Source organism: Bradyrhizobium sp. DN3 (genome assembly GCF_041357655.1).
Taxonomy (GTDB): Bacteria; Pseudomonadota; Alphaproteobacteria; order Rhizobiales; family Xanthobacteraceae; genus Bradyrhizobium.
In genome coordinates this window covers 21,377-44,295 of record NZ_JAULLN010000026.1, presented here as the reverse complement: position 1 = coordinate 44,295, position 22,919 = coordinate 21,377, and the positions used below count along the sequence as shown (strand labels likewise).

Genomic DNA, 22,919 nt, shown 5'->3' with positions numbered 1-22,919 from the left:
GCTTCGCCTGAAGGCTGCGCCGGGCGCGCCCCGGCTGTGTACAAGGTGGGGCGGAGTCGCCGCGGCTGGCACGTGGCGCTTCCCGATCCGAACAAATCATTGATATCGCTTGCTATTCTACGTCATCGGTGTCGTCGTCGCGGCCGGGGATGACGTAGGAGCCTTTCAGCCAGCGGTTCAAATCGACGTCGCGGCAGCGCGAGGAGCAGAACGGGCGGGTGGCCTCTGACTGCGGCTTGCCGCAGATCGGGCAGGTCTTGAGGGGGGCGGCGGGTGTTTTGACGTGATCGTTCATGGTCGGGGCAGCTTACACGAGGTGAGGCAGTTCAAGCGCCTGCCGGCAAACGAGTTCCTCGGGCGAGGGCGCAGGCGCCCTGGGCCCGCGGGCCAATTCTACTGTGCATGGGGTTGTTTTCGCGTCTTTTGTCGGCGGCGCTGTGGTGCTCACACCGCGGTGCCGTTGAGCCAGCCGAAGCGGGTCGGAAAGCCCTCGCCGCCGAGCAGGGCCGTGGTCTCGTACAGCGGCAGGCCGACCACATTGGTGTAGGAGCCGACCATCTTGACCACGAACGAGCCGGCGATGCCTTGCACGGCATAGCCGCCGGCTTTGCCGCGCCATTCGCCGGAGCCGATATAGGCCTGGATGTCGTCTTCCGAGAGGCGCTTGAATCGGACGCGGGTCTCGACCAGGCGCTGGCGGAAGGCCTCGCGTGGCGTCACGAGGCAGATCGCGGTGTAGACCCGGTGGTTGCGGCCCGACAGCAGCCGCAGGCACTGCGCGGCTTCGTCGACGAGGTTGGCCTTGGGCAGGATGCGGCGGCCGACCGCCACCACCGTGTCGGCAGAGAGGATGAAGGCGCCGCGCAGCTCGTCATCCAGCTGCACCGATTTCAACGCCGCATCGGCCTTGGCCCGGGCGAGGCGGTTGGCGCAGGCGCGCGGCAGCTCGCCCCGCTTCGGCGTCTCGTCGACGTCGGCCGGCCGGAGCGCATCCGGCTCGATGCCGGCCTGGTTGAGCAGCGACAGGCGTCGCGGCGAACCGGAGGCAAGTACGAATTTGGGGCGGCCGAGCATCAGGTGATTTGGGGGATGAAGCAGGAGTGAATTGCGCGCGGAACCTATCGGAAGGGGGCCGGTTTCACAACCCGGGAACCGGAGGTTTGCTGATTCGAAGTTGCCAACACGCGTGTGCCTGCGCTCTGTGACGCGGGTGTTACGGTCGCCGCGTGCTACCCGCTCGCCGCCCCCGCCTTTGCGAACCGCCGACGGATGCGCATCAAGAGCTGATCGCAGACCTCGCGATAGGCGGCAAGCTTCTGGTCACGGCTGCCTTCGATGGTGGTGGGATCCTGCGTCGGCCAGTATTCGACGTCGGCGGCGAGCGTGCGGGTCAGCTCCAGCGCCCTGTGGTGCGCCTCCGGCGACAGCGTGATGATGAGGTCGAAGTTCAATCCCTCCCAGTCCTCCAGCTCCTCGAAGGTCTGCGGCCTATGGGCGGAGATGTCCTGGCCGAGCTCGGCCATCACGGACACCGCAAACGGATCGAGGTCGCCCTTCCTGGTGCCGGCCGACCTCACGTAGAGGCCCTGCGGAAACATGTGCTGCAACAGGCTCTCGGCCATCGGCGAGCGCACGCTGTTCATCGCGCAGGCGAACAGCACCGATTGCGGATCGCGTGCGCGTGGCGGACCCGCCATCGCGCTTAGCCTCTTTCGATAGAGGGCATGGCCTTTTCGGAAAACCGCTGCACACTTTTCCGGGCCATGCCCTAGCCCTTCCAGTGCAGGACGGTAATGAGCGTGAACAGCCGCCGCGAGGTCTCGAAGTCGACCCGCACCTTGCCCTTCAGCCGCTCCTGGAGCGTGCGCGATCCCTCGTCATGGATGCCGCGGCGGCCCATGTCGATGGCCTCGATCTTGTCCGGCGTCGCGGTCCGGATCGCCTGATAGTAGCTGTCGCAGATCATGAAATAGTCCTTCACGATCCGCCGGAACGGCGTCAGCGACAACAGATGCGCGACGACAGGCGTGCCGTCCTCGCGGCGGATGTCGAACATCAACCGGTTGCCGGTGATGCCGATATGCAGCGTGAACGGGCCCTGCCCGTCGGCGCCGTCGGGCGCGAACAGATTCTGCTCGATCAGGTCGTAGATCGCGATCGCGCGCTCATGCTCGATGTCCGGTCCGGAACGGCCGATCGAGTCCTCGTCGAGCGTGACGCCGACGATGCGATTGTTGGAGTCGTCCTGTTCGGGCGGCTTTGTCATGACAGATTGAGGCGCAATCCAATCGAGCGCGAATGGGCGTCCAGCCCCTCCGCCTGTCCGAGCGTCATCGCGGCCGGGCCCAGCGCACGCAGCTGATCCGGGCCACATTTCAGGATCGAGGTGCGCTTCATGAAGTCGTGCACCGACAGCCCTGAGGAGAATCGCGCCGAACGCGCAGTCGGCAGCACGTGGTTGGAGCCACCGACATAGTCGCCGATCGCCTCCGGCGTATGCGCCCCCAGGAACACCGCACCGGCGTTGCGGATCTTTGCGGCGAGCGCATCGGGATCAACAGTCATGATCTCGAGATGCTCGGCGGCGATCGCGTCCGCGAGCGGGATGGCGTCAGCAAGATCCTTGACCATGATGATGGCACCGAAATCGGCCCACGAGCTGCCTGCGATCGCGGCGCGCGGCAGCGTCTTCAGCTGTGCCGTGACCGCCTTCTCGACGTCGGCCGCAAGTCGAGCGGAATCGGTGATCAGGATCGATTGCGCGCTGGCATCGTGCTCGGCCTGCGCCAGCAAGTCAGCGGCGATCCAGTCGGCATTGCCGGTGTCGTCGGCGATCACCAGCACCTCGGAGGGGCCGGCGATCATGTCGATGCCGACCTTGCCGAACACCAGCCGCTTGGCCGCAGCGACATAGGCGTTGCCCGGGCCGACGATCTTGGCGACCGGCGCGATCGTCGCGGTGCCGTGCGCGAGCGCGGCCACGGCCTGGGCGCCGCCAACCCGGTAGATCTCGGTGACCCCGCCGAGCGATGCCGCCGCCAGCACCAGCGGATTGAGCTTGCCGTCGGGCGAGGGCACCACCATGACGAGACGCGCAACGCCGGCGACCTTCGCCGGCACGGCATTCATCAACACCGAGGACGGATAGGCCGCGGTGCCGCCGGGCACGTAGAGGCCGGCGGATTCGATCGCGGTGTAACGCCAACCGAGTTCGACGCCGAGCGGGTCGGTGAAGCGTTCGTCCGCCGGGAGTTGGCGGCGGTGATAGGTCTCGATGCGGTCGCGCGCGAGCTTCAGCGCGTCCAGCGTCGCGGCATCGCAGGCCTTTGTCGCGGCTTCGATCTCGGCGGCGGTGACGCGCAGCCCCGATGCATTCAGCGTCAGCCGGTCGAACTTTGCCGTGGCCTCGAGCAGGGCCGCATCGCCCCGCCTGGCGACATCGTCGACGATCGCGCGCGCGGCGGCCTCGACGTCGGCCGAGACCTCGCGCTTGGCGGCGAGGAAGGCCACGAATCGCTGGTCAAAATCGGCGCTGCTGCGGTCGAGACGAACGGGCATTTTGGCTCGGCTTCTGGCTGATCTTTTGGGGCGGATTGGCTCACCCGACCCCTGCTCAATGGCGCGGCCGGGAAGCGCCGTCAACCCTTGGGCCGGGCCGTTCCCCTCCGGCGTCGTCCTGGCGACGGCCAGGACCCATTACCACCACCGGATGTGTGGAGGCGCAATTGGGCCACATCTCGTTTCAACAACGAAGCCTTCGGGTTATGGGTCCTGGCTTTCGCCAGGACGACAGCGGAATGCGTGGCCTTGGCATGCCACCTCACCCCTCCCCCGCGATCCCTGGTCCCGTTCCCAGCGCGTCAGCCCCGAGGTCGGTCAGCTCGCATTCCAGGCATTCGACGTCGAGGCGGATGGCGCCGCCCTGGGCGAACAAAAGCAGGGCGCTGCCACCGGGCTCCTCGTTGCGGCCATCCTGGGGGTGAAACTCGATGCCGATGAGGTCCAGGATCTCGTCCGGCGCGGCGAGGTCGATGTTGCGCGATTTGCAGGCAAGCACGCGGTCGAAGCGCAGCGCGGCGACCAGCCGGCGCGGCTCGGCCGCGCCTTCCAGCGTCTGCTCCCAGTCCAGCCGGCTCATGCCGATGACAAGCCGTTTCTCGCTCTGCCGCCAGATGATGTCGGAGGCCTGGACACGGGCGTCCTGGACATGGGTCGAGATCACCGCGAGATCGTCGACATCGAGTGCGATCAGTTTGAGTTGGGGGCACATCGCCGGCGCTTCTCCTCAGGGCGGGCAGGACTCAACGCGCGCGGGCGCCGAAATTTCCGCGGCAAGCTAACTTTCCCGTACACTTGAGGCTATTGATATCCTCCCATCTCCAGCACGTTCCGCAGATACTCCTCCCGGGCGACGCACACCCTCACCCGTCTCGCCGCCGCGCCATAGCCGATGCGAAGCATCGGCGTTCTAAGGACGGCGGCCGAAGGCCGCCTATGCCACCCTCTCCCGCAAGGGGCCCGCAAGGGGAGAGAGTAATCGTGCAGCTCACTCCTTGAAGAACGCCAGGAGGTCCGCGTTGATGGTCTCGGCGTGCGTGGTCGGCATGCCGTGCGGGAAGCCCTTGTACGTTTTCAGGATGCCCTTCTTCAGCAGCTTGGCCGACAGCGGCGCGGAATCGGCGTAAGGCACGATCTGATCGTCATCGCCGTGCATCACCAGCACCGGCACCGTGATCTTCTTCAAATCCTCGGTGAAGTCGGTCTGCGAGAACGCGACGATGCCGTCGTAATGCGCTTTCGCGCCGCCCATCATGCCCTGGCGCCACCAGTTCTGGATCACCGCCTCCGACGGCTTGGCACCGGGACGGTTGTAGCCATAGAAAGGACCCGCGGGGAGGTCGCGATAGAATTGCGTACGGCTAGCGGCGAGTTGCGCCTGGAGACCGTCGAACACGCTCTTCGGCAGGCCGCCGGGATTGGCAGGGGTCTGCACCATCAGCGGCGGCACAGCGGACAGGATCGCCGCCTTCGCGACGCGGCTTTCGCCGTGACGCGCGATGTAGTGCACGACCTCGCCGCCGCCGGTGGAGTGGCCGACATGAATGGCGTTCTTGAGGTCGAGATGCGCGGTGAGCGCGGCAAGGTCGTCGGCGTAGTGATCCATGTCGTGGCCGTCGGCGACCTGCGTCGAGCGACCGTGGCCGCGGCGGTCATGGGCGATGACCCGGTAGCCGTGCGTGACGAAGAACAACATCTGCGCGTCCCAGTCGTCGGCCGAGAGCGGCCAGCCATGGCTGAACACGATCGGCTGGCCCGAGCCCCAATCCTTGTAGAAAATCTCGACGCCGTCTTTGGTGGTGATGGTGGGCATGGATTGCTCTCTTTCGGTGAAAATCATCTGCTCGACGCGCGAACAAGCACGCGCCGATGATCCGCAGATAGTTGCGCGAGACCCCGAATGCGATGCATCGCGTCAACTGGGAACGTTGAGAATCGTGTGATCAGGCAAACGCCATCGGCCTGAAGCGGCGCCAGGCACCGATGGTGAGCAGCACGAAGAACACCAGCACGATGCCCTGCACCACGGCGAAGACCGCACCCGACGGCGGCGCCGGCGGCACGGCGGGTGCAAGCGCGGCGAGCGCCGGCACCTTCAGGAACGACTGGATCACCAGCACGAACACATTGAAATAGAGCGAGACCATCGCGGTCACGATGTAGACCGGGCGCCAGACGCCTTGGAGCTTCATGCCGTAGAGCGCGATGCAGGCGATCGCGAGCAGCACCAGCGAGATGATACCGATGATGTGCGAGGGCAGCAGCTCTTTGAACGGAAACAGGAAGCCGGTTGCGCTGGTGAGGATCGTGAACAGCAGGAAGATCGCGGTGAGGCCCGGCATCGACTTCGAGCCGAGCAGGCCGAACATCACGACGAGGCCGGCGGCGATGGCGATCAGGCTGATGATGACATGGATCAGCGTAAGCGCGGGCAGGCTCAACCCAAGCACCATGGCATCTCTCCTACTCTCCGCACTGAGACGATCAGAGTAGTATTACGGTCCTCATGGGATTGTCACCTGCGTTGGTGTCCCACATGCGCGCGCAGCCATGCGTCATCGTGCGAATTGACAAACGCATGCTCGGATTTTTTGCAGCGCTGTCACGAACGACGGCAGTTTGTAGCCTGGATGGAGCGCAGCGAAATCCGGGGATCTCGCTTGTAGATGCTGCTGTCCCGGATTACGCTTCGCTCCATCCGGGCTACGAGCTTTCAATCGATCGTTGCAACATCGGCCCGCGATCGGCGGGCCGATGCGACGCGTTTCACACTTCCTTGGTGTCGAAGATCAGCAGGTCGGCGCCGCCGCTGGCGAATTTCGGCACGTCAGCGCCGGTCGCCTTGCCTTCCGGGCTGCTGAATGCGGCCTGGATGTCGGCCACGCTGTCAAAGGTGAGAATGGCGACGAGATGAATTCCGGAAGGCCCAGTGGGGGAGCTGACCGGTCCCTTGCTGACGGCGTATTTCTTCAGGCCGGGAAGTTTCTTGGCGAGTGGAATGTGCGTCTCGGCATAGTACTTGTCGAAGGCAGCAGCATCCTTGGGCGTTTTGTAGAGCACGACGATTTCAGCCATTTAGTCCTCCCAATGAATCTTTTGTTCGTTCCACGAGCAATACGCCTCGCGACGAGGGGATAGTCTGCACCAAGCGGCGCGAAGGCAAGCCACATTCCGCTTGCCATCCGCTTGTCTTCTGCTTGCCTAAAGCGCCGGTTTTGCGGCGTCGCCAAGATAGCCGTGCAGGGAGGCCACGACCTGCGCGCCTTCGCCGATAGCGCCGCCGACGCGCTTGACCGAGCCGGAGCGGACGTCGCCGACGGCATAGACGCCGGGCACCGAGGTCTCGAGCGGCGCCACCAGCCGGCCCTGGTTCTGCTCGGATTGCGCGCCTGTCACGACGAAGCCGCCGCGATCGAGCGTGACGCCGCAGCCGTCGAGCCAGGAGGTTGCGGGATCGGCGCCGACGAACAAAAAGAGATTGCGGATATCGGCAGAGTCCTCGTCGCTGGACAAGCGGCTCTTCCAGCGGATGCGCCGCAGCAGCGCGGCCTCGTCGCCTTCGAGCGCCGTGATCTCGGTGTTGAACATCAATTCGATGTTCGGCGTCGCTTCGATGCGCTCGATGAGATAGCGCGACATGCTGGCGCCCAAGCCACCGCCACGGATGATCATCAAGACTTTCTTCGCATGACCCGACAGGAACACGGCGGCCTGGCCGGCCGAATTGCCGGCACCGACCAGCGCCACCTCCTCGCCGGCGCAGAGCCGCGCCTCGACCGGCGAGGCCCAGTACCAGACGCCGCGTCCCTCGAACTTGTCGAGGTTGTCGATCTCCGGCCGGCGATAACGCGCTCCGCTCGCGACCACCACCGCGCGTGAGCGCAAGGGATCGGCGCCGTCGAGTGCCACCGAAAATGCGCCGTCCTTGCGCGTGCAGTCGAGCGACTTCACCGTCACAGGAATCATGATGTCGGCGCCGAACTTCTGGGCCTGGGTGAAGGCGCGCGCGGTCAATGCTTGGCCGGAAATGCCGGTCGGAAAGCCCAGATAGTTTTCGATGCGCGCGCTGGCGCCGGCCTGGCCGCCGAAGGCGCGGGTGTCGAGCACGGCGACGGACAGCCCTTCGGACGCCGCATACACCGCAGTGGCGAGCCCGGCCGGTCCGCAGCCGACGACTGCAACGTCGTAGATCCGATCACCCTTCGCCCCGCCGATCATGCCGATGGCGCGCGCAAGCTCGGTTTCATTGGGGTTGCGCAGCACAGCGCCGCTCGCGGCGACGACCAGCGGCCAGTCCTCCGGCTTGGGCGAATAGCGTGCGATCAATTCGGCCGCATCGCGATCATTTTCGGGATCGAGCAGATGATGCGGCTGGCCGTTGCGGGTGAGAAAGCCCTGCAGGCGCACCACGCCAGCCGAATGCGACGGACCGATCAGCACGGGACCGCCGATGCCGCCCTGGATCAGATTGACCCGGCGCAGGATCAACGCGCGCATGATGCGCTCGCCAAGCTCGGCCTCGGCAACCAGCAGCGCGCGCAGCCGGTCCGGCGCCAGCAGCAGCGTCTCGACATCGCCCTCGGCGCGGCCATCGACCAGCGCCGGCTGTCCCGAGAGCTGGCTGAGCTCGGCCAGAAATTGCCCCGGCCCCTGGTCGATCACCGGGGTGACATGGCCAAGGCCATCGCGCTGGGTGATGGCGACATGGCCCTTCAGCACGACGAACATGCCGGGTCCCGGCTTGCCAGTCTCGAACAGGAACTCGCCGTCGGCATAGCGGCGGACCTCGCCGAAATGCCTGATACGTTCGATCTCGGCAGGCGTCAGCGCCGGAAAGGTCTGCTCGGGGCGGGTGAACCGCGACATCAGCGCGTCGCGATCGGTTCGTTGCTGTCCGTCCTGCCCCATTGCCACTGTCGTGCACTCCAAAATGTTAGTCGTCGGCCTTGCCGGCGGGCCCCTCATTTAGGGACTCATCGTCGTTGTGCGAGGGCTCGGCCATTGCGGCGCGTTCGCGCGCCTGCACCTTCCGCCGCTTCAGGTTTTCGCGCAGGGCGGATTTCAGCCGGTCGTGCCGCCCATCATGGCCGCGTGCTGCGGCTTTATCGGTCTCGTCGATCATCATCCGGGCTCGTCAAGAAGGGGCCGCGTCGCGCTTCAGCATGCCCAAGGAATACGACAGCTCAAGAGGCCCGCGCGATCCGATCGTGCGAACTTCAAAATGGGGCGAATCCGACCGCACAGCCAACTGGCCAATTGGCTGGGGGACATCACTGGGACCAAAATCGTCCAAAATCGGTCATTTCGGGGCAAAAAGGTCGTCTCCGCCGGGGGACGGGGCCGATTTTCTCGATTTGGCGGGGCCGGCAAGCTTGCACATGAGGGGGCCTTGTGGCATCCATCGCCCCGCTTGGCGGGCCCAGTCGCGGCCCGATTCTGTGCCAGCATTTGCTGCCGTAGCTCAGTGGTAGAGCACTCCCTTGGTAAGGGAGAGGTCGACAGTTCAATCCTGTCCGGCAGCACCAGTGTTCCACACATGACAAGGCGTTCTCGCGGCGTGAAGTGCCCGAGTTTTGCTCTATTCCGTGCCCCTCTTCGGTGAAGAGGGCGCAGGGAAGGCCGGGTGCCGGCTGGCACCCATGGTCCGCTGCGCGAAGAATTTGCACACGCAAATGCGCAGGCGGAGAACAGGTGGGCCGGAAAACACCCGGCCTTCCCTGCGCGATGGTTTGACGGCTTATGCCTGCTCTCCCCGGAGCCGAGTTCCTTCTGGCCTCCGTCACCTCGCGAATTGACGATGCCTCGAGACCCGGTTGAGCCCAGAAGCATCTCCGCAAGGCTTGACCGTAGCAACGACGGTCAGGACCACACGGTTTAGCCGTACGCAGCGATCCGGCTTCGCCCAAAGGCTTCGCCGGACACGAGCACCGTCCGTCCGCACGCAGCACGACCTCACGAGGTTCATCTCGCCCTGGCCCCACCTTCGCGTGCCCGACGCTGCCGCGTCCACCGCACCCCGGCCCACGTTTCGTTACGACGTACGATCGTCCCTCTCCCTGGGCCGGGATGGCAGGGAGAATGCCGCAATTCCGAATTTCGGTAAAGTGGAATATTTTTGCGGTGGGGGATTGACGGGATTTTTCGTGGAGGCGGGTGTGTTGCCCGACGGGTCGACGGGCGCCGGCGACGACGTCCCTCCCCTTGTCCGGCGATAGCAGAGAGGCCACATGTCCGTACACGGCTGGCTTCCTTGTGGTCGGGCCGGAGACGACCAAAAATCGTTCTTGGCGGCTCGACGCGACTGCGCGAGTCACTTAAACGCCGCACCGGAAATGGTACGTACTTTTACCTGCGATTAGGAACTTTACAGGAACGTGAGCCGTTCGCTATGATCGTTTCGGTAAGGGGAGTGGCTCGATGACTGATGATCTTAAGGAACTGATTGAGCGGGCTCGCCACATCGAGATGACGCCGGATCAATTGGGCGAGCAGCGACGCAGCTTCGCGTACGGCAACACCCACATCGAAAACGAGCGGATCACTCGGGAGATGGTTGCCGCGCTCGACAAGAAGCTGCATTCGGGCGAGTAGCCGAAGCGTGGCAGATGACCGGCATAGCGTTGCCGAGACAGCGCCACTTCTCAGCGATCCAGATGAAATTGCGCGGCGCGAGGCAGAAAATGGCATCCGCCAGTTCGACCTCGCGCTGGAGATGATCAGGTCATTTGTCAAAGAACCGGAGCGCCCCTTCCGTCTACGGTCCAGCTTGATCCTTAAGTTGCATCAGGCTGCGTTGAACGGCATCCATCCCTTGGCGGGGACATGGCGAAACACGAACGTGACAATCCACGGCAGCAAGCATCAACCGCCGGAAGCTCCGTTCGTGTCTGAAGAAATCGAGCACCTTTGCGACTACGTGAATGACAACTGGTCGATGAGTGCCGTACATCTCGCGGCTTATGTTTTGTGGCGGCTCAACTGGATCCATCCCTTTGCCGATGGCAACGGCCGCACGGCTCGCGCGGTGTCGTACGTCGTAATGAGTATCAAACTGGACAGCTTGCTACCCGGCGCACCGACAATTCCCGAACAGATCGCTGGAAACAAAAAGCCCTACTACGATGCGCTTGAAACGGCCGATCAGCGCCTCACTGAGGGCGCAACAGACGTGACTGCATTGGAAAACATGCTGGACGGGATGCTAGCGAAGCAGCTCGTTAACGCAGCCAAGCAAGCGAAGGGCGAGGCACAAAACCCTTCGAGCCGCACCTATCACTGACCCGCAAGAGTGCTTGACGTGGACAAACCGCGGCGTGCCAAGTGCTCACATGAGAATGAGACCAATACACACGAGCAACGACGAGGCCGAAAAGCTCGATTGGGCGAGATTTTCTCTGCTACCGTCAATCCAGCACGAGCACAGCTCGTAGGATGGGTTGAGCTCTTGCGAAACCCATCACATCGAGCGGCCCAAGATGATGGGTACCGCTTTGCCCCCCGTCCTACGCGTACTCGGATGAGTAGAGCGAAGCGAAATCCATCAAGGCCTGGTTCGGTGCCGAAGCGTGATGGGTTTCGCAAGGGCTCTACCCATCCTACGCGCTGGCAGCACCATTCTCTTCAAGAAAACAACAGGTTATCCCGCCTATTGAGTGGCTGCTCACTCCTGCGACCGATGGGGGAGCGCCCCGGGGAGCCGATGCAAACTGCTCGCGAGATCACGCGTTGCGTCCTCGCTTATTGGGCGCACATCGTCGTTGGGCGACAGTCCTTGAACCGCGCTGTCACCACCAAGCAGTAGTCCTTCATCGATCCTTGCCGGCTCTTGATACTGTGGGTGGGCCAACAATACTTTGAGCACAAATCCAAGAAGCTCTGACGCCAACATGCGCTCTTTCGAGTTTCTCGCGTCTTCAGGCTCGATTGCCTTCTTGGATTGTTTCTTTCGCAGTCCGTGAACGATGGCAGACCGAGCCTCGTAGAGACGCTTCACCTCCATAAAAACATCGCGAGCTTGAAAGGCTGGGTCACCCTGCAGCGCAGCGAGAGCAGCCGCTCGAAGCCGCAACTTGTATGACAGCGACTGGTTGTCCTTGTCGCCAAGAAGAAGCTCAAGCCCAATCGTTCCGTCCAGAATTGAATCACCCTCATCGGATCGCGTAAGGCATCCATTTAGCCGGCTAATCGCAAGTCTAACCGCTTCGCTCTGATTGTCGGCGATATGTTTATAGACGGCTCGCAATCCAGCCAGTTGGTCTTTCGTTACAAAAACACTCGCTTCTGTCCAACCGTAGTTGTCATATTCAGCTGGGTAGCGACGCAACGTCGTCCCGTAAACAGGAGTCAGATCACAGAAATATTCGAGCGCCCAATCCTTTGGAAGCCACAGAAATTGGGCATAGCCGGTCTTGATACCCGCAACGATCCGAAGAGCCCCGAAGAAACTGTCGATAGCATCGATCACGTTAGAGGACGATTGCTTAAGAGATGCCGAAACGTCATCAATGGTATCGGCCTCTAGATTCCAACCGGTTGATACGAACGCGTGCGTTGCTGCGCCAACGACCATTCTGACTGCCCCGGAGCCCAGAGTGCTCATCCGAGCTCTTGCAAGCTGCAGCTTCTTGGGCAACCGTGTGATGTAGGTTGTATCTGTCAAACGAAAATGATCGACGTCAAAATGAGTCAGAGCGATAGGTACAACCAATCGAAGATTGAGAGATTTAAACACGGTGCCCGAAATGAGCGGCCAAATTAATGCGTCCCTGCGCCTATCATTGACAGGAGTATCAAGCCCATACAGATGTATGTAGCGCTCGACGGCGTCAGCGACCAATTCGTCGACTGGCCTATTCGACAGCGCACCTAAATTGAGGCGCTTTCCAATCTTATGCGTTCGAAGGAACGACGCCAGCTCGGTGCCCTTTGGCAGGTTCGGCGCGGGCGTTCCTGGAAGAGCGCCGAAAATACCGAGAAGACCGTGAGGACGTATCGTTGCAACGTAGTGACGTGGAGTTTTGTCGTCGTAAAAACCTGCCTCGCGAAAGGCTGGGAAGCCACTGCCCATTGATGACATGAGTGGGTAGTCATGATGTGCCCCGACATACTGGCCAGGCTGCTTGACCCTTGCTTTAACTGCTTCATGCAATTCATCGAAGGCGCCGGCGAACAATTCATGATATCGGCGTAATTCGTCTCGCCACTTAATTGCTCTCGCGCGTTCTGCTGACGCTTCGGCTTCCGAGTTCATGCGGTGTCCACAATCGCAAATGGCAACATACCTAGCATGAATTGTTTTATTGGAAAACTGTTCGTGCGGGGAGGACAGGCACCTCCCCGCAAAGCGAATCGCTGAGGGCAGCCGTAGGATGGGTAGAGCGAAGCGAAACCCATCAAACCCTTCGCGACGAGACATGATGGGTTTCGCAAGTGCTCTACCCATCCTACGCTGCGCTTACTATCGATTGTGGTCACCAACCTGCTGCACCGCGAACCGATCGTCCGCCCGGCGCAGTCGTCGGCACAGCTCGCGATTGATGTTCTGCAGGACGATCACATAGGCGTGGATATCGGCCTTGTAGCAGGCGTAGAGATTTTGGGCGGTCAGCTCGTACAGCACGGTCGGGCTCTCCGCGACCACCGTGGCGGAGCGATTTTGCATTTCGATCAGCGTCATCTCACCGAAGAAATCACCACGCTCCAGAACGGAAATCGGGATGACGCTCCCCGCATTCGCCCGCTTGCGCACCGCCAGCCGGCCGGATTTGACGATGAACATCGAGCGCCCCGGCTCGCCTTCCGCCACGACGGTCGCGCCGGCATCGAAGCGGCGCTCCACCAGCATCGACGTCAGGAGGTCGAGACTTGGGTCCGGGAGACCACCGAAGAACGGCGTCGCGAGCAGGAAGGCTTTCAGATCGGGAGCGCTGACAACCATCACGCAAGGATACGCCCCGTCGCCAAATGCGGCAAGCAGGGCTCGCAGGATGGGGTGAGCGACTTGTCCGCCGTAGCTCAGGAAGCGAAGGCGGAAAGCGAAACCCATCCAGGCCCTTCGATGACGAAACATGATGGGTTTCGCAAGTGCCCTACCCATCCTACGCAAGCCAATTTCTGACACGATCAACTTGTCAAATCGGCTAGGCGTCATCATCATCCGGTCGAAATACGAACGGCATCGCCACGAGTTCCCAAGACAGCATCCGGCCAATCGAGCATGACACTCTTAGAGTTCGAGATGAAGCGGTGCGAGAAGGTGGTCGCCGAATTCGTCGAGAAGCGGCGGCCGCCGCCGCATCTCCGCGCCAAGGTTGACCTTGCATTCCGCATCGCCGGCCAGAGCGTCGAGCTATTCGAGCTCCGCCCTCATTTTCAGGACAAGGACAGGGTGCTCGAACATCCGATTGCGAAAGCGACCTACAACAAGAGCAAGAAGATCTGGAAGGTGTTTTGGCAAAGAGCCGACATGAAATGGCACGGTTACCAACCGTACCCGGAAGCGGCATCGATCGAAGAATTCCTCGAGGTCGTTCGCGAAGACACCCACTGCTGCTTCTTCGGATAGCCAGAGCTCGGAGGATGGGCCAAGCGACTGCCGAAGCTCAGGAAGCGAAACCCATCGAGGCCTTCCGAAGCCGAGACATGATGGGTTTCGCAAGGGCTCGCCCCATCCGACGCGCTAACATTCTCACCACTGGCCCCTATATGTGAGGCCCCGGCGCGCATCGCGCCCCCTGACCGGTACCCCGCACATGATCCCCTTCTCCATCCTCGACCTCGCGCCCATCCGCCAAGGTGGCGACGCCGCGCAGGCGTTTCGCAATTCGCTCGATCTCGCGCAGCATGCGGAGGCCTGGGGCTACAAGCGGTTCTGGCTGGCCGAGCATCACAACATGACGGGGATCGCCAGCGCGGCGACGTCGGTGGTGATCGCCCATGTCGCGGGCGGGACCAAGACGATCCGGGTCGGCTCCGGCGGGATCATGCTGCCGAACCATTCGCCGCTGGTCATCGCCGAGCAATTCGGCACGCTGGAGTCGCTTTATCCCGGGCGGATCGATCTCGGGCTCGGGCGCGCGCCGGGCACCGACCAGTTCACAGCAAAGGCGCTGCGGCGCGATCTCGCGACGAGCTCCGAGAACTTTCCGCACGACGTGCTGGAACTGCAGGCGCTGCTCGGCGATGTGCAGCCGAACCAGACGATCCGCGCCGTGCCCGGCATGGGGACCAAGGTGCCGCTGTGGATCCTGGGATCGAGCACGTTTGGCGCGCAGCTGGCGGCGATGCTCGGCCTGCCGTTCGCGTTTGCGTCGCATTTCGCGCCGCAAATGATGATGCCGGCGCTGCGCGAATATCGCGCGCGCTTCGAGCCATCGGCGCAGCTCGACAAGCCCTATGCGATGATCGGCGTCAATGTGTTCGCCGCCGAGAGCGATAAGGAGGCGCAGCGCATGTTCTCATCGCTTCAGCAGCAATTCATCAATCTACGCCGTGGTACGCCGGGGCCGCTCCCGCCACCGGTCGATGACATGGACGCGCTGTGGTCGCCGGCGGAGAAGGCCGGCGTTGCGCAAGCGCTGTCGTGCTCCGCGGTCGGCTCGCCCGCGGTGGTCGAGGAGAAGCTGAAGGCGCTGATCGCCGAGACCGGTGCGGACGAGCTGATGACCACCGGGCAGATCTACGACCACGCCACCCGGCTGCGCTCGTTCGAGATCGCGGCGGAGGTGCGGGACGGGCTGGCGAGGCGGCAGGAGGCGTGAGCGCTGGAGGCCTGTCAGATCAGGCCTGGCTGCTGCAACGACGAAGGTGCGCTCCCTCCCCCGCTTGCGGGAGAGGGTCGGGGAGAGGGTGTTTCCGCAATGGGACAATCCCCAAGAGGAGAAAACCCTCACCCGGCGCTTCGCGCCGACCTCTCCCGCAAGCGGGAGAGGTGAACGAGCCGCCGCAGTAATCGATGCAGTCGAAAGCCATCCCACTTTAGGGGGCGGCGCAGGTGAAGTTCTCAGCCTTCTCGATGCTGCCACTGCCGAGATAGCGGGCCTGGCGAGGATAGGGGCACAAGGGCCGACTGCGTTCCGGCCAGGGCGTCGTCGCCCCCGCGCGCGCCTCGATGCTGTCAGGCGCGCGGCCCTGCTCGACCCAGGTCACCAGTGGGGTCAGAACGTCAAAGCTGTCGGTGGCAGGGCCGCCCGAACAATGGTTCATGCCGGGCACGAGGAAGAGGCGAGCGAATTCGACCGTCTCCTTCTCCCCGCCCGCAGCATTCGTGAGCCGCTTGTACCAGTCCAGAGTATCCAGCGCAGAGAACGTCGGATCGCTGATGCCGTGATAGAGCAGCAGCTTGCCGCGCCTTTGACGGAAACCGGAGAGATCGACTGAATTTGCGGAGATCGTCTGCACGGAGGTCTCAGGCATCGCCGCGCTCGTGCCGAAAATTCTCGCATGGGCGGCTGTGACATCCACGGTGCGGTAAAAGTCGTAGACGGCCTCCGCTTCATTGGCCAGGGACGAATGAGGCGGGGTCATGTAGAGATAGGCCAGGGTCGCGCCAAAGGACACGTTGAAGGCGTTGACGCGGCTGTCGGGTGCCGTGCCGAGAATCCAGCGCCGCCATCCAGCCGTGGCGATTCCCGAGTCATAGGGATATGGCGCATAGATCCGACGGCCCTGCGCCGTGGTCGGCCCCTGGAAATGGTTTTCGAGAGCTGCCACCTGGGCGGCGGAGAGACAGCTTGCCGTCTTCTCGGCGGTACACTGCAGCGTGCGCGGCGAAAAACGACAGGCAGGCACATTGTCGATGATACCGTCGGCAAGACCATCGCCTTCATCACAGGACTGAACGATCGCCCTGGAGAGCAATTCCATGTCCGCCTGGGACAGGGCCTGCGCCAGAATGGGCCGGCCGTCCGAAGCTTTCGGCGAGATCGCCGCAAAGCCTTGCGTCGAAGCGGCCCCCGCAAGACCCTTCTCCGGCATTCGAAAGGCCGGTGCGCCGGCGGCAATGCCATCGAAGTGATCCGGGAAGCGCTGCGTGATCGCCATTCCGTGCCGCCCGCCGTTGGAGCAGCCCAGGAAATAGGAGTAGCTTGGCAGGCGGCCGTAATAGGCCCGGATGAATTGCCTGGCCTGCCGCGTCACGACGTCGTCGGCGCGATAGCCGAAATCGATGCGCGCCTGCGGGTCGAGGCCGAAGCTGGCGCCGCCGAGGGGACCCGGTGCATTGCTGTGTCCGGCATCTGTCGTGACCGTCGCGTATCCCTGATTGAGCGCGCTCGGCTGTCCGCCGCCGGGCTGCGCATCTCCGCTGCCGAGAACACCGTCAGTGCCTCCCTGCCCCTGGAACACGAAGCGACCGTTCCACGCCTCCGGCAATCTGAGATGCAGACCGATGGCGAACTTCTGACCGTCGGTGCCGGTTCGCTCGTCCAGATAAGCGGTCACTTCACAATGGGCGGCCAGTCCGTCAGCCGCCGGGCGCGGCTGCGCCTCGCTGACACGTGTCGTCGGACTGGCCCCGGCTTGAAGCCGATCGCATGTGGTCACTGGCGAGAAGCTGTCGTTGCCGGCTGCCGCGGTTGCGATAGAGACGGCGCAGCCCACGAAAGCAAGCGCCGCACTCAGCCAGGAACGGTGATGCAGCCTTCGCAGTGCCGAGACAATCAACATGCGGCCCCCCGATCGTGAACGCCCCGGTTAATCCGGAAAGCCGAACAGCTTCGCCGGATTGTGCACCAGGATCTTCTCCAGCTCCGCCTGGTCCGGCGCATAGCGGTACATCAGCTCGAGCAGATCGGCGTCATTCGGCGGCTGCTTCACGGAGACCGGGTGCGGCCAGTCGCTGGCCCAGACGCAGCGGTCGCTTGCGGCCTCGATATAGGCGCGCGCGATCGGGATCACGTCGTCGTAGGGAGCCCCAGTTTTCGAGGTCTTCTCGCCGAGCGACAGCATGACCCAGAAATTGCCCTTGCCGAGCAGCTCCAGCATCTTGCGCAAATTCGGATCGTCCTTGCCGGCTGCGGGATCGGGGCGCGCCATGTGGTCGATCAGCACAGGCACGTCGAGATTCTCGTACTTGGCGACGCTGGACATGATGCCGTCCTTCTCGGGCTGGATCTTGACGTACCAGCCGAGCTCGCGGATGCGGGCGATGGCGCGGGCGAAATCGGCATCCGACAGCACGGCGCCGAGCTCCTGGCGGAAGCTGAAGCGCGCGCCGCGCACGCCGGCATCATGCAGCTTGGCCAGATAAGAGTCGCTCGCCTCCGCGAACACCAGCGCGTTGGCGCAGCCGCGATAGTTCGGACCCATCGCAGCGAGGCCGTCGAGCACGACGGCATGGTCAGCGCCGTAAGTGGTGGTCTGCACGATGATGCCGCGCTCGATGCCGAGCGCCTTGTGCATGCGCAGCGCCGCTTCCCAGGTCGCGGTCGGCATCCGATAGGCAGCGCCGGGACGTTCCGGATATTTGTCGATCGGCCCGAGCACGTGAAACTGACTGTCCACGGTCTTCGGCGGCGGCGCCTTCACCGGGCGGCGCGGATTGGGATCGAACGGCAGATAGGTCGGCATGCGCAAGACTCCTTCAGTCGATCACGGCGGTGAAGTCGCACTGCACCAGCGCGCCGCCGTCCATGTTGTCCATCGGCAGCGCGTGGCGCGCCGGTCGCGAATGCTCGTCCGGAAACATCTTGAGCCACTCGACATTGACGGGACCGCGTTGCGAGCGGTCCTTCAGCCACACCGTCATCTTGATGATGTCGTCCGTGGTGCCGCCGGCCGCTTCCACCGTCGCCTTCATGTGCGCGAACATGTTGGCGCATTGCGCGTCCAGGCTCTCGGGCATGACGCCAGCCGCATCGCGGCCGAGGATGACGCCAGACATCACGAGATTGCCGATGCGGCTGGCGTTCGGAATCGGATTGGCGTGCTTGAAGCCGCCGATATGGATGCTCTTGCGCCGCGTGTGACCACTCATGATGCGCTCCCTTCTTGTTGTTGGTTCAGACGAACTGGCACGACACCGAGCCGAAGGTGCCGTAATCGGCATGGAAGGTGTCGCCGCGGCGGATGTCGACCGGCCGCGTGAACGAGCCCGCCAGCACGATTTCGCCGGCGGCAAGATGTTCGTCATGCGGCGCGAGGCGGTTGGCGAGCCAGGCAATGCCGTTGGCGGGATGATTGAGCACGCCGGCGGCGAGCCCGGTCTCCTCGACCTCGCCGTTGCGGAACAGGAGCGCGCCAATCCAGCGCAGGTCCGCATCGAGAGGGCGGAACGGCCGGCCGCCGAGCACCAGCGCGGCGTTGGCCGCATTGTCCGAGATCGTGTCCATCACCTTGCGGGTCTTGCCGGTCTCGGGATCGACGCGGTGCATGCGCGTCTCCAGGATCTCGAGCGCGGGCGTCACATAGTCGGTGGCGTTGAGCACGTCGAAGATGGTGCAATCGGGCCCGCGCAGCGGCGCCTTCAGCACGAAAGCGAGCTCGACCTCGATGCGCGGTGCGTGGAAGCGGTCGAACGGAATCGGCGTGGCGTCGGCATAGAACATGTCGGCGAACAGCACGCCGTAATCGGGCTCATTGATGCCGACCGCGTTCTGCATCGCCTTCGAGGTCAGGCCGATCTTGTGGCCCTTGATGACGCGGCCGCGGCCGAGCTGAAGTTTCGTCCAGGCGCGCTGGACCGCGTAGGCATCCTCGATGCTGAAGTCCGGATATTCTTTCGTGAACATCGGGATCAGCGCCTTGGTGCGCTCGGCTTCATCGAGGCGCGCGGCGAGGCGTTCGATCGACGCAGCATCCAGCATGACTTAGCTCTCCGCGATGACCGTGTTGCGCAGCACGCCGATGCGGCTCGACTCGACCTCGACGACGTCGCCCACCTTCAACCAGCGCGGCGGATCGAAGCGGGCGCCCGCCCCGGTCGGCGTGCCGGTCACGATCATGTCGCCGGGCTTCAGCGTCGCAAAGGTGGAGAGATAGGAGATCAGGAAGTCGAACGGGAACATCAGCCGCTCGGTGGTGTCCTGCTGCCGCACCTCGCCGTTGACGCGCGTGATGATGTCGTGCGGCCCGCGCGGGTCGAGCTCGTCGGCGGTGACGATCCACGGGCCGATGCTGCCGGAGCGGTCGAAATTCTTGCCCTGCGTGACGTTGAACTTGCCGTGGCGCAGCCAGTCGCGGATCGTGCCCTCGTTGCACAGCGTCATGCCGAAGATGTGGCCCCAGGCCTTGTCGCGCGGGATGTGACGGCCGCCCTGCCCGATCACGATGACGAGTTCGCCTTCATAGTCGAGCTGGTCGGAGACCTCAGGCTTCTCGATCGGCTGGCCGGAGCCAGTCATCGAGGACATGCTGCGCACGAACAGGCTGGGATATTTGGGCAGGTCCGAATTGTCCTTGTACTCGGCGTTGCGCTCGGCGTAGTTGACGCCGATGCACCAGAGCTTTTCCGGCGCCAGCACCGGCGGCAGCAGGACCAGTTTTTCCAGCACGTAGTCTGGCTTTTGCCCGGCGACCGCCTCCTGCGCATCGGCAAGCGCGCTGGCAGCGATCAGCGCTTTCACGTCGGAGAAGTCACGGCCGATCCGCTTGGTCAGATCGACGACACCGCCTTCGACGGCCGCGCCGTAGCGTGGCTCTCCGTCCACGAGATAGCTTACGAGTCGCATCGTCGTTCTCCAATGATGTCGCGGGCGCGGCCGGGGCCAGCGCGCTTAGTCGGTCGATTTGGGAGTCTGGAAGACGGTGTTCAGCGTCACGATCTCGCCGAGCCGGGCATAGCGCGGCCCGCCGATGCGCGCGATCGGATCGAGCGCCTTTGTCTCGACCTTGCCGTCCTTCACGAGGCCGTCGCGAATGTGGAACATGACGACCTCGCCGACGATGAGCCGGCTGCGAGCCTCGCCGAATTCCAGACACTGGCGGAAGCGGCACTCCATTGCAACCGGCGCGGCGGCGAGCCGACGCACCTTGATGAGCTCGCAGGGCAGCGTCTCGAGCCCGAGATGGTCGACCTCGCTGATTTCAGGCGGATGCTCGACCGAGCTATCGTGCACCGCGGACGTCAGCGGGGTATCGGCGATGTGGATCACATATTCCTCGGTATCGAGGATGTTGTGTGCGGTGTCCTTGTAATCGGCGCCCTTGCGGCCGACGCTGATGGCGAGCATCGGCGGCTTCTGCGAGACGAAGGTGAAGGCGCTGAACGGCGCGAGGTTGAGCACGCCGGAGCGCGACAGGCTCGTCACCCAGGCGATCGGGCGCGGCACCACGATGCCGGTCATCAGGCGGTAGATGCGCTCGGCGCCGAGCTCGGTGGGATCGATCCGCATCGATCAATCCGCCCTGATGTTGGCCTTGCGCACCACCGGAATCCACTTGGCGTCCTCGCGCGCGAGATAGGCCTTGAACTCATCAGGCGCCATCACTGTAGCTTCCCCGCCGAGCTTCTCGAACTTGTCGACCACGGCCGGATCCTTGAGGATCGCGACCAGCGTCTGGTGCAGCTTGTCGACGATCGGTGCCGGCGTGCCCGCAGGCGCGAACAGGCCGGTGAAGGTCTGGCCGTCAAAGTCCTTGTAGCCGAGCTCGGCAAAGGTCGGCACGTCAGGCAGCGACTTCAGCCGGTGCGAGCTGGTGACGGCGAGCGCGCGGAACAGGCCGGCCTTGATGTGCTGCAGGCTGACCGTGAGCTGGTCGAACGCGAACTGCACCTGGCCGCCGAGCAGGTCGTTGATCGCCGGCGCGTTGCCGCGATAGTGCGCGGTGACCCATTGCAGCTCGAGGTTGGACTGCATCAGCTCGCTGAGCAGATGGTTGGTGGTGCCAGGCCCCGGCGAGGCCATGGTCAGCTTGCCGGGCTCGCGCTTGGCGAGATCGATGAATTCCTTGAACGTATTGGCCTGCACGGACGGATGCACCTCGAGCACCAGCGGCGTCATCGAAATGGTCGAGATCGGCAGGAAGTCCTTTTTCCAATTATAGGCCTCGCGCTTGTTGATCTCGGTCGCGAACAGCACCGGGCCATTGGCGCCGACGAACAGCGTGTAGCCGTCGGGCGCGGATTTCGCGAAGGCTTCGCCCGCGATCATGCCGCCGGCGCCGGCCTTGTTCTCGATGATGAAGGGCTGGCCGAGCTTTTCCTGGAGCTTGTCGGCGATGATGCGCGCCGCACTGTCGACATTGCCGCCGGCCGGATAGGGCACGATCAGCTTGACGTTGCGCGCCGGCCATTCCTGGCTTGATGCGGGCCCTGCCAGCATCGCAACTGCAGCAGCGATGGCAATCCAGATTAATCTCATGTTAACCTCCCGGCGGCGCTTCAATTCACTCCGGATGCCGCGACGTTGCGCATGGCAATTCGAAAAGCATCTCAATCGGAGCGAAATCTCCAGATGCGCGCTTGTCCTGTCGAGTGAATTGTGGCGTTCTTGTCCATATTATGGACAGGACGAGTTTGGCCCGCAACGTCGGGGAACCGCGACAGGGCGCGCAGGCAATCCGGCGCGCGCTCGCGGTGCTGCGCATTCTGGCCGCAGGCCGCGAAGACGGTGTGCCATTGGCCGAGGTGGTACGGGCGACCGGCCTCACCCGCCCGACCGTGCATCGCATCGTCCACGTGCTGATCGAGGAAGGCATCGTCGAGCGGCACGAGCGGACCGGCCGCTATGCGATCGGCAACCAGGTGCCGGAGCTGGCGCTCGCGCGGCCGCGGCCGTCGCGGCTGCTGATCGCCGCCAATCCATCGCTGCGGCGCGCCTCCGCTGAAATCGGCGACACGCTGTTCCTGACGGTGCGGACCGGCAACGACACGCTGTGCGTCGACCGCAGGATCGGCGTCTATCCGATTCAGGTGCTGTCGATCGAGGTCGGCGCGCGCCGGCCGCTCGGCGTCTCCAGCGCTGGCGTCGCCATCCTCGCCGCGATGCCGGCGCAGGACGCGCGCAAAATCGTCGCGGCCAACGAGAAGAGGTTCGAGGCCTACCAGACCGACGTCGCAACCGTGATGGGCGAGATCACCACGGCGCGGCGGCGCGGCTACTACATGCGGGAGATTGGCCTCGTGCAGGGCACGAAATCGATCTCGACCTGGATCAAGAGCCCGGACGGACAGCCGGCAGCTGCGATGACGGTCTCCGCCGTGCGGACGAGGCTCGGCCCCCGCCGCGAGCAGGAAGTCGCGGAGATTCTGCTGCGCGAGACTGGGATCATCGAGCAGGCCATTCGCGGCTAAGGCGCGGGCGGCGCGACTTCGCCTCTCCCCGCCTGCGGGGAGAGGCCGACGCGCGAAGCGCGGCGGGTGAGGGGGAGTCTCCGCGAATTCAACTGCCACCGTGAATGCGGAAGCAGCCCCTCACCCCAAC

25 protein-coding genes and 1 tRNA gene are annotated in these 22,919 nt (G+C 63.7%); 6 read left to right on the top strand and 20 right to left on the bottom strand.

Annotated elements, in window-relative coordinates; genetic code table 11:
* Positions 1 to 112: 112 nt before the first annotated feature.
* The 11 genes from yacG to AAE027_RS30840 all read right to left on the bottom strand — a co-directional run bounded on the left by yacG (position 113) and on the right by AAE027_RS30840 (position 8,680).
* Positions 113 to 295 carry a DNA gyrase inhibitor YacG gene (yacG, locus tag AAE027_RS30890; protein WP_091895169.1) on the bottom strand — a complete coding sequence of 61 codons (183 nt, stop codon included), beginning with the start codon at positions 293 to 295 and terminating at the stop codon, positions 113 to 115.
* 149 nt (positions 296 to 444) lie between these two features.
* Entirely contained in the window at positions 445 to 1,074 is a 630-nt protein-coding gene (locus tag AAE027_RS30885) for a Maf-like protein (RefSeq protein WP_370989174.1), read from the bottom strand.
* 155 nt (positions 1,075 to 1,229) lie between these two features.
* Positions 1,230 to 1,697 carry an arsenate-mycothiol transferase ArsC gene (locus AAE027_RS30880; protein WP_091895171.1) on the bottom strand — a complete coding sequence of 156 codons (468 nt, stop codon included), beginning with the start codon at positions 1,695 to 1,697 and terminating at the stop codon, positions 1,230 to 1,232.
* Positions 1,698 to 1,768: 71 nt separating this feature from the next.
* Entirely contained in the window at positions 1,769 to 2,266 is a 498-nt protein-coding gene (locus tag AAE027_RS30875) for a UPF0262 family protein (protein ID WP_091895172.1), read from the bottom strand.
* Positions 2,263 to 3,558: a histidinol dehydrogenase gene (hisD, locus tag AAE027_RS30870; protein WP_370989173.1), complete on the bottom strand. Its 1,296-nt coding sequence runs from the start codon at positions 3,556 to 3,558 to the stop codon at positions 2,263 to 2,265. Before hisD ends, AAE027_RS30875 begins: the two co-directional genes overlap by 4 nt.
* Positions 3,559 to 3,820: 262 nt before the next feature.
* On the bottom strand, positions 3,821 to 4,270 hold the full coding sequence (locus tag AAE027_RS30865; RefSeq protein WP_370989172.1) for a DUF2948 family protein: 450 nt from the start codon (positions 4,268 to 4,270) through the stop codon (positions 3,821 to 3,823).
* A gap of 276 nt (positions 4,271 to 4,546) precedes the next feature.
* Positions 4,547 to 5,371 (bottom strand): alpha/beta fold hydrolase, encoded by an 825-nt coding sequence (locus tag AAE027_RS30860; protein WP_128947211.1) that lies wholly within the window; start codon positions 5,369 to 5,371, stop codon positions 4,547 to 4,549.
* A 130-nt stretch (positions 5,372 to 5,501) separates the two neighbouring features.
* Complete coding sequence (locus tag AAE027_RS30855) at positions 5,502 to 6,011, bottom strand: hypothetical protein (RefSeq protein ID WP_370989170.1); 510 nt, start codon at positions 6,009 to 6,011, stop codon at positions 5,502 to 5,504.
* Between the two features lie 313 nt (positions 6,012 to 6,324).
* Positions 6,325 to 6,633, bottom strand: a complete 309-nt coding sequence (locus AAE027_RS30850) for an EthD family reductase (protein WP_128942883.1) — start codon at positions 6,631 to 6,633, stop codon at positions 6,325 to 6,327.
* Positions 6,634 to 6,759: 126 nt separating this feature from the next.
* The gene (locus AAE027_RS30845) at positions 6,760 to 8,466 is read right to left on the bottom strand and encodes an FAD-dependent oxidoreductase (protein WP_370989169.1); all 1,707 of its coding nucleotides are present in this window, start codon (positions 8,464 to 8,466) and stop codon (positions 6,760 to 6,762) included.
* A gap of 25 nt (positions 8,467 to 8,491) precedes the next feature.
* Complete coding sequence (locus tag AAE027_RS30840; protein ID WP_370989238.1) at positions 8,492 to 8,680, bottom strand: hypothetical protein; 189 nt, start codon at positions 8,678 to 8,680, stop codon at positions 8,492 to 8,494.
* Between the two features lie 328 nt (positions 8,681 to 9,008).
* Between AAE027_RS30840 and AAE027_RS30835 the strand changes: the two genes are divergently transcribed.
* From AAE027_RS30835 to AAE027_RS30825, 3 genes are all read left to right on the top strand, one after another.
* Positions 9,009 to 9,083, top strand: a tRNA-Thr gene (locus AAE027_RS30835).
* A gap of 892 nt (positions 9,084 to 9,975) precedes the next feature.
* Positions 9,976 to 10,149, top strand: a complete 174-nt coding sequence (locus AAE027_RS30830) for a hypothetical protein (RefSeq protein WP_279663250.1) — start codon at positions 9,976 to 9,978, stop codon at positions 10,147 to 10,149.
* Positions 10,150 to 10,156: 7 nt separating this feature from the next.
* Positions 10,157 to 10,837, top strand: a complete 681-nt coding sequence (locus tag AAE027_RS30825) for a Fic family protein (protein ID WP_370989168.1) — start codon at positions 10,157 to 10,159, stop codon at positions 10,835 to 10,837.
* Positions 10,838 to 11,218: 381 nt separating this feature from the next.
* Here AAE027_RS30825 and AAE027_RS30820 read toward each other — a convergent pair whose 3' ends face one another.
* Both AAE027_RS30820 and AAE027_RS30815 read right to left on the bottom strand, forming a co-directional pair.
* On the bottom strand, positions 11,219 to 12,808 hold the full coding sequence (locus AAE027_RS30820; protein ID WP_370989167.1) for a hypothetical protein: 1,590 nt from the start codon (positions 12,806 to 12,808) through the stop codon (positions 11,219 to 11,221).
* A gap of 207 nt (positions 12,809 to 13,015) precedes the next feature.
* Complete coding sequence (locus AAE027_RS30815; protein WP_370989237.1) at positions 13,016 to 13,495, bottom strand: cyclic nucleotide-binding domain-containing protein; 480 nt, start codon at positions 13,493 to 13,495, stop codon at positions 13,016 to 13,018.
* 300 nt (positions 13,496 to 13,795) lie between these two features.
* Here AAE027_RS30815 and AAE027_RS30810 point away from each other — a divergent pair, with 300 nt between their 5' ends.
* A complete protein-coding gene (locus AAE027_RS30810) occupies positions 13,796 to 14,122 on the top strand; it encodes a DUF3024 domain-containing protein (RefSeq protein ID WP_370989166.1) in 327 nt (108 codons plus the stop codon).
* Positions 14,123 to 14,309: 187 nt separating this feature from the next.
* Entirely contained in the window at positions 14,310 to 15,317 is a 1,008-nt protein-coding gene (locus tag AAE027_RS30805) for an LLM class flavin-dependent oxidoreductase (protein WP_370989165.1), read from the top strand.
* A 217-nt stretch (positions 15,318 to 15,534) separates the two neighbouring features.
* Here the strand turns inward: AAE027_RS30805 and AAE027_RS30800 are convergent, their stop codons facing one another.
* From AAE027_RS30800 to AAE027_RS30770, 7 genes are all read right to left on the bottom strand, one after another.
* Positions 15,535 to 16,998, bottom strand: coding sequence for a tannase/feruloyl esterase family alpha/beta hydrolase (locus AAE027_RS30800; protein ID WP_479714254.1), 1,464 nt, complete (start codon positions 16,996 to 16,998; stop codon positions 15,535 to 15,537).
* A gap of 252 nt (positions 16,999 to 17,250) precedes the next feature.
* Entirely contained in the window at positions 17,251 to 18,126 is an 876-nt protein-coding gene (locus AAE027_RS30795) for an amidohydrolase family protein (RefSeq protein ID WP_370989163.1), read from the bottom strand.
* A 13-nt stretch (positions 18,127 to 18,139) separates the two neighbouring features.
* Positions 18,140 to 18,532 carry a RidA family protein gene (locus tag AAE027_RS30790; protein ID WP_370989162.1) on the bottom strand — a complete coding sequence of 131 codons (393 nt, stop codon included), beginning with the start codon at positions 18,530 to 18,532 and terminating at the stop codon, positions 18,140 to 18,142.
* 25 nt (positions 18,533 to 18,557) lie between these two features.
* Positions 18,558 to 19,361, bottom strand: a complete 804-nt coding sequence (hpaH, locus tag AAE027_RS30785; protein WP_370989161.1) for a 2-oxo-hept-4-ene-1,7-dioate hydratase — start codon at positions 19,359 to 19,361, stop codon at positions 18,558 to 18,560.
* Between the two features lie 3 nt (positions 19,362 to 19,364).
* Positions 19,365 to 20,225, bottom strand: a complete 861-nt coding sequence (locus AAE027_RS30780) for a fumarylacetoacetate hydrolase family protein (RefSeq protein ID WP_370989160.1) — start codon at positions 20,223 to 20,225, stop codon at positions 19,365 to 19,367.
* Positions 20,226 to 20,270: 45 nt separating this feature from the next.
* Positions 20,271 to 20,888, bottom strand: a complete 618-nt coding sequence (locus AAE027_RS30775) for a flavin reductase family protein (RefSeq protein WP_370989159.1) — start codon at positions 20,886 to 20,888, stop codon at positions 20,271 to 20,273.
* A 3-nt stretch (positions 20,889 to 20,891) separates the two neighbouring features.
* Positions 20,892 to 21,857, bottom strand: a complete 966-nt coding sequence (locus tag AAE027_RS30770) for a Bug family tripartite tricarboxylate transporter substrate binding protein (protein WP_370989158.1) — start codon at positions 21,855 to 21,857, stop codon at positions 20,892 to 20,894.
* A 140-nt stretch (positions 21,858 to 21,997) separates the two neighbouring features.
* Here AAE027_RS30770 and AAE027_RS30765 point away from each other — a divergent pair, with 140 nt between their 5' ends.
* Positions 21,998 to 22,789: an IclR family transcriptional regulator gene (locus tag AAE027_RS30765; RefSeq protein WP_370989157.1), complete on the top strand. Its 792-nt coding sequence runs from the start codon at positions 21,998 to 22,000 to the stop codon at positions 22,787 to 22,789.
* Positions 22,790 to 22,919 lie beyond the last annotated feature (130 nt).